Annotated in this window: 6 protein-coding genes; 4 read left to right on the top strand and 2 right to left on the bottom strand. The window is 72.7% G+C overall.

Going from position 1 to position 7,859, the window contains the following annotated elements:
* Positions 1 to 131: 131 nt before the first annotated feature.
* The gene (locus tag AB0B48_RS12135; RefSeq protein WP_357199660.1) at positions 132 to 770 is read right to left on the bottom strand and encodes a hypothetical protein; all 639 of its coding nucleotides are present in this window, start codon (positions 768 to 770) and stop codon (positions 132 to 134) included.
* 182 nt (positions 771 to 952) lie between these two features.
* On the opposite strand from AB0B48_RS12135, the gene AB0B48_RS12130 reads away from it, so the two are divergent.
* The 3 genes from AB0B48_RS12130 (at position 953) to AB0B48_RS12120 (ending at position 5,741) form a co-directional block, all read left to right on the top strand.
* On the top strand, positions 953 to 2,365 hold the full coding sequence (locus AB0B48_RS12130; RefSeq protein WP_357199657.1) for an FAD-dependent oxidoreductase: 1,413 nt from the start codon (positions 953 to 955) through the stop codon (positions 2,363 to 2,365).
* 87 nt (positions 2,366 to 2,452) lie between these two features.
* Complete coding sequence (locus AB0B48_RS12125) at positions 2,453 to 4,618, top strand: FUSC family protein (protein WP_357199654.1); 2,166 nt, start codon at positions 2,453 to 2,455, stop codon at positions 4,616 to 4,618.
* A gap of 85 nt (positions 4,619 to 4,703) precedes the next feature.
* Positions 4,704 to 5,741 (top strand): aminotransferase class V-fold PLP-dependent enzyme, encoded by a 1,038-nt coding sequence (locus AB0B48_RS12120; RefSeq protein ID WP_357199651.1) that lies wholly within the window; start codon positions 4,704 to 4,706, stop codon positions 5,739 to 5,741.
* 25 nt (positions 5,742 to 5,766) lie between these two features.
* Here AB0B48_RS12120 and AB0B48_RS12115 read toward each other — a convergent pair whose 3' ends face one another.
* On the bottom strand, positions 5,767 to 6,939 hold the full coding sequence (locus tag AB0B48_RS12115) for an acyl-CoA dehydrogenase family protein (RefSeq protein ID WP_238670770.1): 1,173 nt from the start codon (positions 6,937 to 6,939) through the stop codon (positions 5,767 to 5,769).
* Positions 6,940 to 7,135: 196 nt separating this feature from the next.
* Here AB0B48_RS12115 and AB0B48_RS12110 point away from each other — a divergent pair, with 196 nt between their 5' ends.
* The gene (locus AB0B48_RS12110) at positions 7,136 to 7,792 is read left to right on the top strand and encodes a TetR/AcrR family transcriptional regulator C-terminal domain-containing protein (protein WP_357199648.1); all 657 of its coding nucleotides are present in this window, start codon (positions 7,136 to 7,138) and stop codon (positions 7,790 to 7,792) included.
* The last annotated feature ends 67 nt before the right edge of the window (positions 7,793 to 7,859 follow it).

The raw sequence follows: 7,859 nt of genomic DNA, 5'->3' as shown, positions 1-7,859 counted from the left end.
TCGCGTAGTGGGCGGCGGCCCCCCCGTACCCCCGGTGTTCTTGGGGTTTGCGACACGACCCCCGGGTTGGGGTGACGCAAACCTCTTGATCAACCGGGGCTGAGGTGGGTGGGGTGGGCGTGCGCGGTGGGCTAGGGGGCGGTGGTTTTCTTGCAGGGGACGCCGATGCCGACGTTGACGCGGTCGGTCTGGCCGTTCGACGTCACGATGAGCGGTACGCAGGCGGCCTGCGCGACCCAGGTGCCGCCGACGAAGGCCATCCACTGAGCCTGCCCACCCTCCGGCGCGCAGGCGTGCACGGTGACGGCCGCAGCGGGCGTGCCGGTGCCGCCCCAGCCGAGCCGTGCCTTGTCCTGCCAGCCCGGTGCCACCCGCAGGTCGACGACCGTGCCGGCGCGGACGACGAGCCCCCACTTGGCGAACAGTCGTGCCGCCGGATCGGCCTCCCCGGAAGTCTCGGCCGACATCACGGGGGCGTCGGGCACCGCCACGTCTTCGCCCACCAACCGGTAGCCCGCCGGCGGTGCTGGCAGCGTGTCGACCGATGTCGTGCAGGGTGGCCCACCACCACTGGCGTCCGTCGACGGCGCCGCACCGGTGGCCGGCGGGGTGGCGTGCCGGCGCGAGTCACCTGCCGATGTGCAGGCGGACAGGACCACCACCAGGCTCAGGAAGCCCCACCAGGCGACCGGCCTGTTCCGGCTGCCCGCCCCGGGATCCGGAAGGGCTGGGACGCGCGGGGGCCGGGTCGCACCGGCATGGGCACTCATCAGACATTCATAGCTGGTCGCCGGACCCGGCGCGGTCCTGGCCGGCAGGGGTCGCCGCCCATCTGACCACCGCATCCGGGGCGCGAACTCGAAGTAGCGGGCCAACTCAGCGCTGACGGCTGGCGTCGCGATGGTTACGGTCGTGAATGCCGAGGTTTCCCGACCGTTCGAGGAGTGATCGCATGCCCGCCTCTCCGTCCCGGCTCTTCGCCGAGATAGCGACGGCCGAACCACCCGCCGAGACCAGAGTGGTCATGCGACGGGCGGTGGTGCTCGGTGGCAGCATGGCCGGGTTGCTGGCGGCCCGGGTGCTGAGCGACCACGCCGAGGAAGTGCTGATCATCGAACGGGATCCGTCCGATGTCGACGCCGGTCCACGGCCGGGCGTGCCCCAGGGCAGCCAGGTCCACGCGCTGCTGCCCGCCGGTCAGGTCCAGTTGGAGCGCTGGTTTCCCGGCATCGCCGACGAGGCGCTCGCGCTCGGCGCCCCGCCACCACCGAACGACCCGGGCACGGCGAAGGTCTTCGTGAACGGCATGTTGGGTCTGCCGCCCGCGGCGACCGGCACCGGGCCGGCGCTGATCACCACGCGTCCGTTCCTGGAGGCGTTGGTCCGCCGACGCACCCTCGCCATCGACAACATCCGCATGGTGTACGGCCGGGCGGAGGGTCTGCTCTTCGACGAGCGGCGGGTCAATGGCGCCCGGTACGTGCCCGAGGGCGGCACCGAGCCCGTCGTCGAAGCGGCGGACCTGGTGGTCGACGCGATGGGGCGGTCCAGCCGGTTGAGCGACTGGCTGGCCGAGCACGGGTGGCCGCGCCCGCCGCTGCACCGCATGCCGATCAAGCTGAACTACGCCACGGCGCTCTTCAAGCGCGACGAGGAGGTCAGCGACGCCTGGGTGGCGGTCTTCCACACCATGGCGGGCAAGGGGCGTACCGCCCGGATCGGTGGGATCAACTCGGTCGAGGGGGACCGCTGGATCATGCTGGTGGCCGGCTACGACGGGGACCGGCCCAGCCGTGACGTCGCCGACTTCACCGCCCGTTGCCGGGAGCACTACCCGCAGATGTTCGGCGACATCGCCGAAAACGGGGAGATGCTCGGCGGGGTGGTCACGTACCACCAGGCGGACAGCCGACGCCGAGACTTCCACAAGCTCGACCGTCTGCCCGCCGGGTTGGTGGCCGCCGGCGACGCGGTCGCCTCCTTCAACCCGGTGTACGGCCAGGGCATGACCTCCGCGACGCTGCACGCCTCCTGCCTGTCGAAGTACCTGCGCTCCGGCCCCAGGCCGCACGACGAGCCCGCGCGGGCGTACTTCGACCAGGTCCGCGTGGTGGTCGACGCCGCCTGGCAGATCTCCACCACCGCCGACATCGAGCTGCCGCACGTCGACGGGCCGTACCCGCCCGGCTACAAGGTCACCAAGTGGTTCGGGGACCTGCTCTTCCGGGCGTCGCTGACCGACCCGGTGCTCAACGCCCGGCTGGGCCGGGTCACCACCATGCTCGACCACCCGGCCGCCCTGAGCCGCCCCGGCACCCTGTTCCGGGCCCTCCGGCTCGGCCTGCTCGGCGGCTCCCGACGGTGATTCGTCGCCAAACCCGCCGTCGGTCGCGAGGCGCGGTGAAGAATGGTGGGCCGGGGAGAGGTGCCGCGACGAACCGGGGGAGCGGTAGTGCTCGCAACCAGCCTCCTTGGCCGGCTTCGCCGCCGTGACCCGGGTGACGCCGTCCTGCGGCGGGCGGTCCGGCTGACGCTCGTCGCGTCCGTCGTCTTCTACGGCTGCCGGTACGGCGCGGGCAGCTCGACGCTCGCCACGTACGGGTTGTTCGGCACGATCGCCGCCGGGTCGTTCGCGCAGCTCCCTGGTCCGGCGCCGCAACGGGCGCGGATCCTCGTGCTGTCGCTGCCGGTGGTGTGGGCGCTGATCGCGGCGGGCTCGCTGTTGGCGTGGAGCACCTGGGCGGCCGCCGGTGGCATGCTGGTCGTCGGGTTCGTGGTGGCGTTCGCCGGGGTCGGCAACCCGCGCCTGGTGGGGTTGGCCAGCGCGTTTCAGCTCTTCTACATCCTGGCGTCGTTCCCGCCGTACCAACCGGACACCCTGCCGGAGCGACTCGGTGGGGTGACCCTCGCCGTCGTGCTGCTCGCCGTGGCCGAGGTGTTCCTCTGGCCCGACCCGGTGCCGGTCTCCTACCGGCAGCGCCTGGCCGAGGCGGCCGACGGCATCGCCGCCTTCCTCGACGCCACCGCCGAGCGGCTGACCGACCCGCACGCCGCCGTGGGCGACCGGAACGCGCGACGCGAGCGGGCGCACGACGTGGTGGCGGCGATCGCGCTGAACCGCAGCCCTCCGGCGTGGGCGCCCACCGCGGCGGGCGCTCAGGATCGGGCGTTGCGCATCTGCGGGGCAGCGTTACGGGAGGTGCTCGCCGACGCGGACCGGTTGGCGGCGGACGCCCCGCCGGAGCCGATCCCGGACCTGGCAGCGGCGCGTCTGCTGCGCTCGTGCGCGGACACCACCCGCGCGGCCGGCCGGAGCCTGTCGCCGGGTGCCCCGGCGGTGGCCCCGGCCGACCTGGACGTGGCGGTCGGACGGGCCGAGGCGGCGTACCCGGTGGGTTCCGGCCAGGTCCGCGACGCGCCGGACGTACCCCGGTTGTGCCGGGACGCGACGGCGCTGTCCCTCGCGGACCAGGTGCGGGTCTTCGTCGTCGGTTCCCGGGTGGCGACCGGGGCGCGGCCCGGCGGCGACGACGACTCCTCGGAGCTGTTCGCGTACGCCCGGCGCAGCCCGTGGACGCTGTACTGGTGGCAGTTCCGCTCACACCTGGCGCCGCGCTCGGCCCACCTGCACAGCTCGCTGCGGCTGGCCGTGGCGCTCGCCATCGCCCGGGTGGCCGCCGGGGTGTTGGAGCTGACCCACGGGTTCTGGGTGCTGCTGGCCACCCTCACGGTCCTGCGCACGTCCGCCGCCGACACCCGCACGGCGCTGCGACCGGCCGTGCTGGGGACCATCGTCGGTGCGGCCGTCAGCGGCGGGGTGATGCTCGTCGTCGACGAGCCGATCGTGTACGCCTTCGCCCTGCCGGTCACCTTGCTGCTGGCCTTCGGCGTCGGCCGGCTGCTCGGCCCGGTGTGGCAGCAGGCGCTGTTCACAGTGCTGCTGACAGTCGTCTTCGCCCAGCTCAGCCCGGAGGGTTGGCGGCTCGCCGAGGCACGCCTCGTCGACGTGCTGCTCGGCGCGGTGATCGGCGTGCTCGCCGGGGTGGCGATCTGGCCGCGCGGCGCGGGCCACGACCTGCGGCGCAACGCCACCCGCTACCTGGCGGCCAGCGCGGACGCTGTCGAACAGACGGTCCAGGCGATCCTCGGTGACGCTCCGCCGCCCGCGGGCGCCCTCGACCGGGTCCGTCGCCGGATGGTCCTCATCGACTCGTCGTACTGCCAGTACCACTCGGAGCGGCACGATCCGCACCGGCAACAGGTGAACTGGGACGCCGTGCTGAGCGCCGGGCACCACGTCGTGCCCGGGGCGGAGTCGCTGCTGCGGCGCAACCCGCCCGGCTGCCTCGCCGGTTGGCCCGGTGCGGCGACGCTCCTGCGAAACTCCGCCGGGCGCCTGCGATCGGCGTACGACGCCCTCGCCGATGACGTCGCCCACGGCCGGGCATCGGACCGGGAGCCCTTCTCGACCACCTGCGTCGACCAGTTGGACCGGATCCGTCCGCTCCTCGGCGGGGCCGACCATCAGTCGGTCCGGCACCTGGTGGAGGTCGACAGGTGGCTCGCCAGCCTCGCCGACAGTCTCGCCCGGATCCACCCGCCCGCCCGACGCCGATGAGCCGGCTCCCAGCCCGCCACCGGACGGGCCGCCGATCGCCGATTGGTAGTGCCCGTCGCGCGTCGTTCGGCCTAGCGTCGAGGGCATGGAGATCGAGCAGGCGCAGAAGCTGTGGGAGCCGGAACCGGGCTGGTTGAACACCGCCAGCTACGGGTTGCCGCCGGAGCCGGCGTGGGCGGCGTTGCAGGAGGCTCTCGCAGTCTGGCGGGTCGGTCGTACGTCGTGGGAGGGCTGGGGCGAGTCGACGAGCCGGGCTCGGGCAACCTTCGCCGGCCTTATCGGGGTGCCGGTCGCTGACGTGGCCGTCGGCGCGGCGGTGTCCCAGCTCCTCGCGCCGGTCGCGGCGGCGCTGCCGGCCGGTGCCACTGTGGTGGTCCCCGAGGTCGAGTTCACCTCGAATCTCTTCCCCTGGCTGGTGCAGGAGGAACGTGGCGTCAAGGTCCGCACGGTGCCGCTGGGGTCTCTGGTCGACGCCATCGGCGCCGATACCGATCTGGTGGCGTTCAGCCTGGTGCAGTCGGCCGACGGGGCGGTCGCGCCGTACGACGAGATCGTGGCCGCGGCCCGCGCGCACGACGCGCTGGTGGCGGTGGACGCGACCCAGGCGTGCGGCTGGCTGCCGTTCGACGGCAGCCGGGCCGACGTGGTGGCGGTGGGCGGCTACAAGTGGCTGATGAATCCGCGCGGGACCGGGTACGCCTATCTGGCCCCCGGGTTGCGCGAGCGGCTGCGCCCCGACGCGGCCGGTTGGTACGCGGGCCGCGACCCGCACGCCTCCTACTACGGCCCGCCGCTGCGGCTGGCCGACGACGCCCGCCGGTTCGACATCTCACCGGCCTGGTTCAGCTGGGTCGGTGCGGCGCCCGCCCTGGAGGTGGTCGCCGAGATCGGCGTGCCGGCGATCGGGGCGCACAACGTGGCGTTGGCCAACCGGTTCCTGACCGGGCTGGGCCGGGAGCCGGGGGAGAGCGCCATCGTCAGCGTGGACGTGCCGGACGCGGAGCAGCGTCTGGCGGCGGCCGGTATCCGGGCGGCGGTGCGGGCCGGACGGGTCCGGGCCTCGTTCCACATCTACTCCACCGAGGCCGACGTGGACGCCGCGCTGACGGCGTTGACCGGCTGAACCTGGCACCGAGGACGGCCGGGCGTCAGGCCAGGTGGCCACCGATCTTCGTGTAGCCGCGCAGCAGGTCACGCGAGATGATCAGCCGCTGCATCTCGTCGGTGCCCTCGAAGATCCGGTAGAGCCGGACCTGCCGGTACCAGCGTTCGATCGGCAGCTCCCGGGTGTAGCCCATGCCGCCGTGGATCTGGAGCACCCGGTCGACCACCCGGTTGACCATGCCGGCGCCGTAGAGCTTGCCCATCGACGAGGCGTGCCGGGGGTCCAGGCCCGCGTCGACCGTCCACGCCGAGCGCAGCACCAGCCAGCGGGCCGCCTCCAGTTCCGTCTCGGAGTCGGCGATCATCCACTGGATGGCCTGGTTGGTGCCGATCTTCGTGCCGAAGGTTTCCCGGGTGTTGGCGTACTCGATGGCCATCTGCAACACCCGCTCGGCGATGCCGATGGCGTGCGACGGGATGGTGTAGCGCCCCTTGCCGATCCACTCCATGCCGAGCGTGAAGCCCTGCCCGATCTCACCGAGGATGTTGCGGTGCGGCACGCGTACGCCGTCGAAGATGAGTGACGCCGGCCCGCCCTCACCCATCGTCTGAATGAACTCCGAGCGCCAGCCCATCGACCGGTCCACCAGGAACGCGGTGGCGCCGCCGTTGCGGGCGCCCTTCTCCCGGTCGGTCACGGCGACCACGATGGCGAAGTCGGCGTCGTGACCGCCGGTGATGAAGGTCTTCTCGCCGTCGAGGATCCAGTCGTCGCCGTCCCGGCGGGCGGACAGCCGGATGTTGGCCGCGTCGGATCCGGCGCCCGGCTCGGTGATCGCGAAGCAGGAGCGTCGTTCGCCCTCGATGGTCGGGATGAGGAACTCCCGCTTCTGCTCCTCGGTGGCGTGGAACAGGATGTTGTCCGCCTCGCCGCCGAAGCGGAACGGCACGAACGTGCGGCCCAGCTCGGTCCAGATCAACGACTGGAGTACGGCTGGCAGATTCATCCCGCCGTACTCCTCCGGGGTGGCCAGGCCCCAGAAGCCGAACTTGCGCGCCTTGAGTTGCAGTTCGCGCACCTCGGAGTGGTCGAGGCCCGGTTGGTGCGCCCGTTCCCGGCGGAGCACCTCCGCTTCCAGGGGCATCACCTCACGGGTGATGAACGCGCGCACGGTGTCCCGGACGGCGCGTTCCTCGTCGGACAGTGCGAAGTCCACGGTTCCCCCTCGGTCGGCGTGGTGGTGCGCCGCCACGGGCCGTAGCGGTCCCTCATAAACTAGCGGTGTAAGTTTTCATTCGTCCAGACCCCTTCTCCGGCCGACGTGGTGACGCCCGCCCGCAGGCGGTCCCCGATAGGGTGCGTGAACAGGTGGTTCCCACGGGGAGGGACACCGCAGACCGAGGAGTTCTGACGTGCCCCGACCTCGACGGCCTCTGCTCACCCGCGACCGGATCGTCGAGACGGCGCTCGCGCTGATCGACGCCGACGGGCTCGACGCGCTCTCCACCCGCCGACTCGCCGCCGCGCTCGGCGTGCAGGGTCCCTCGCTCTACAACCACTTCGCCACCAAGGACGAGATCCTCGACGCGGTCGCCGACACGGTCACCGGTGCCGTCGACACCAGCGGCTTCGCCAGCCGGGACTGGCTCGCCTCGCTGCGGGACTGGGCGTGGTCGTACCGGCGGGCGCTCACCGCGCACCCGAACGTCGTGCCGTACCTGGCGCAGGGCCCGGGTCGTCGACCGGCGGCCCTCGCCATGGCGGACGCGGTCTACGGAGGGCTGGTCCGGGCCGGTTGGCCGCCGGCCCGGGCCACCCACATCGGCGCGGCGCTGCGGTACTTCGTGGCCGGGTCGGCGCTCGGCTCGTTCGCCCGCGGTTTCGTCGAGGACCCCGAGCTGTACGCGGCGCACTACCCGCACCTGCGACAGGCCCACCGGCTCGCCGAGCACCAGCAGAGCGTGGACGAGGGAGCCTTCGCCCTCGGCCTGGACGCCCTGCTGCACGGTCTGGCCGCCGAGTACACCCGCAGCGTCGACACGGTGGAGTCCGCCCGGCCCGACGGGTAACGTCCAAACTCCCAGCGCTAGTTTCATCGCCCGTCGCGACCCCATCGCCCACCCCCTCGAAGGGACG

The sequence above is a fragment of the Micromonospora sp. NPDC049089 genome, from assembly GCF_040648775.1.
Lineage (GTDB): Bacteria > Actinomycetota > Actinomycetes > Mycobacteriales > Micromonosporaceae > Micromonospora.
Note: the sequence above shows the minus strand (reverse complement) of the source record. Positions and strands in the feature narration are given on the sequence as shown.